Source organism: Baaleninema sp. (assembly GCF_049974805.1).
Taxonomy (GTDB): Bacteria; Cyanobacteriota; Cyanobacteriia; order Cyanobacteriales; family Geitlerinemataceae; genus Baaleninema.
Map to the genome: position 1 here is coordinate 87,883 of NZ_JBNGCO010000001.1, position 2,025 is coordinate 89,907.

Here is a 2,025-nt window from a genome sequence, read left to right on the forward strand (position 1 = left end):
CGACTCGCGAAAAATATCAAATTCTAATAAGACTTTCCCCACAATCAGATCCCCGGCATCTTCAAGATGCCGGGGATCTCGATGCCTTGCCACAAGCTTATATAACATTGAATCGATTAAAAATCCCAAATCATGCGATCGAAACTCAAAAGATAGCAACGACACGGTTGGGTTCCACTCCGTTCCACCCAACCGACGCAGAACTTCATGTTTTTTGCATCCCTTAAGATGCAACAGCTTTACTCAGACGGCGACGTATTTCCGAACAGCTTTTGAAACAGCGTTTGCAGCCCAAACAGCAACAACCCCAACGCCGAAAATGCAAAAATAAAAGTCGCCAGCGCACTCAATCCCATAACCAAAGTTCGCACCGCCGAAGCAATATTCAACGCCGTCGCATTGTCCGTATGAAGGGGTTTATCGGCAAAAGTTTGCACGATCGAATTGGTTAACCGATACAGCAAAAGCGCGAGAGTAGCTGAAATTAGCGAGCCGCTAAAACTGCGTAAAATCTTGGTCGTATCGTCCATAATGTTTGAATGAATCTAATGAGATGATGGGAGAATAAGACGAGGCGTCTCTTCGTCGTCAATTGTCAACGATTAACTATCAATTATCAACCGTACTAATTCCCGTGGGGAAAAACTTCGTCACCCACAAATCCAGTTCCTCATCGGGAATTTTCGCCCTCACCGCATCCCGAAGCTGACAGGCGTTCTCCTCAGACTCCGCCAAGGCGAACACCGTCGGTCCGGAACCGGACATCATCGTACCGAGAACCTCTCCGTCCGCCATCGCCTCCCGCAGTTTCGCCACTTCGGGAAATTCGGGAAGCACGACTTTTTCCAAGTCGTTGTACAGCAATTTACCAATTTTCTGGCCGTCGTGTTTGTAAATCGCCGAAACCATCGGTCCGGCGTGGACTTCTCGATGGCGTTCGGCTTGTTCGGCTTTGTCGCTGATGTACTGGTGGGAAAACTGTTCGCGGAAGGTTTTGTAAGCCCAGGGGGTGGAAACGGCGAGGTTGCGGAATTTTCCGAGAACGACGTGAAGTCCTTCCATATTCGGAAGCGGCGAGATTTTTTCGCCGCGGCCAGTGGCGAGTGCGGTGCCTCCGCTGATACAAAAGGGTATGTCCGAGCCGAGTTCGGCGGCGAGTTCCTGTAACTCCGGTTGCGTCAGTCCCAGCTTCCAGAGTAAGTTGAGACCGACGAGGACGGCGGCGGCGTTGGCGGACCCTCCGGCCAGTCCGGCGGCGATGGGAATCTGTTTGTCGATGTGGATTTCGACACCGCCGAGGTTGGCGAAGCTGTCGGGGAAACGTTCCGCCATGAGTCGCGCCGCTCGGTAGGCTAGGTTGGTTCGATCGCTCGGAACGCCGGGATGAGAGCAGCGAACGCGAATCGTATCGGTGGAAATGAAGTGGATGTCGATGCGATCGACCAAATCCACGCTTTGCATGACCATGGCCAGTTCGTGGAATCCGTCGGGTCGATCGCCGATAATCTCTAAGTACAGGTTAATTTTAGCGGGCGCTATCAGGGAGCAACGTTCCATAAAGTCAGTTAACGCGAGAATAAACAACAAGTAGCATCGATCGAGCTATCGTAGAAGAAGGTTTTTGGAATATGGCTATGCGTCAACGCTCATTTGCGGCATTCGGCCTGACTCTGGCTGTCGTTCTCGGCGGTTGCGGGTCGCCGCCAGAAGAACAAGCGACCCCAGAAGCAACTGAAACGCCTACAGCAGAGGAAGTCCCCGCAGAGGGCGAAACCACTGCTGAAGGAGAAACACCCGAGGCTCAACCCTTCGAGACGCCTGTGGTGGAAGAACAACAGCCTATGGCCACCGCACCGAGCGGTTTGACGACTTCGACCAATCCCCAAGAACGCGCCAGACAAGTCCAACGATCGATCGATCGAGAAGAGGACGGAGATCCCTTCGGCGTGTTACCTGTTGAAACCATCCGCCGCGATGTAGAAACAGGAGTTCCCGCCCCTGGAGACGGAGAAGCCGCCGACGGAG

The 2,025-nt window shown here is 53.0% G+C and carries 2 protein-coding genes and 1 pseudogene; 1 reads left to right on the top strand and 2 read right to left on the bottom strand.

Annotated features, from left to right (window positions below):
• Nucleotides 1–239 precede the first annotated feature (239 nt).
• Together ACP5D4_RS00335 and ispE are read right to left on the bottom strand one after the other, a co-directional pair.
• Complete coding sequence (locus ACP5D4_RS00335) at nucleotides 240–530, bottom strand: DUF3082 domain-containing protein (RefSeq protein WP_428009617.1); 291 nt, start codon at nucleotides 528–530, stop codon at nucleotides 240–242.
• 79 nt (nucleotides 531–609) lie between these two features.
• Nucleotides 610–1,557, bottom strand: a complete 948-nt coding sequence (gene ispE / locus ACP5D4_RS00340) for a 4-(cytidine 5'-diphospho)-2-C-methyl-D-erythritol kinase (protein ID WP_428009618.1) — start codon at nucleotides 1,555–1,557, stop codon at nucleotides 610–612.
• Between the two features lie 77 nt (nucleotides 1,558–1,634).
• Here ispE and ACP5D4_RS00345 point away from each other — a divergent pair.
• Nucleotides 1,635–2,025, top strand: a pseudogene (locus ACP5D4_RS00345) (hypothetical protein); the annotation flags it as partial.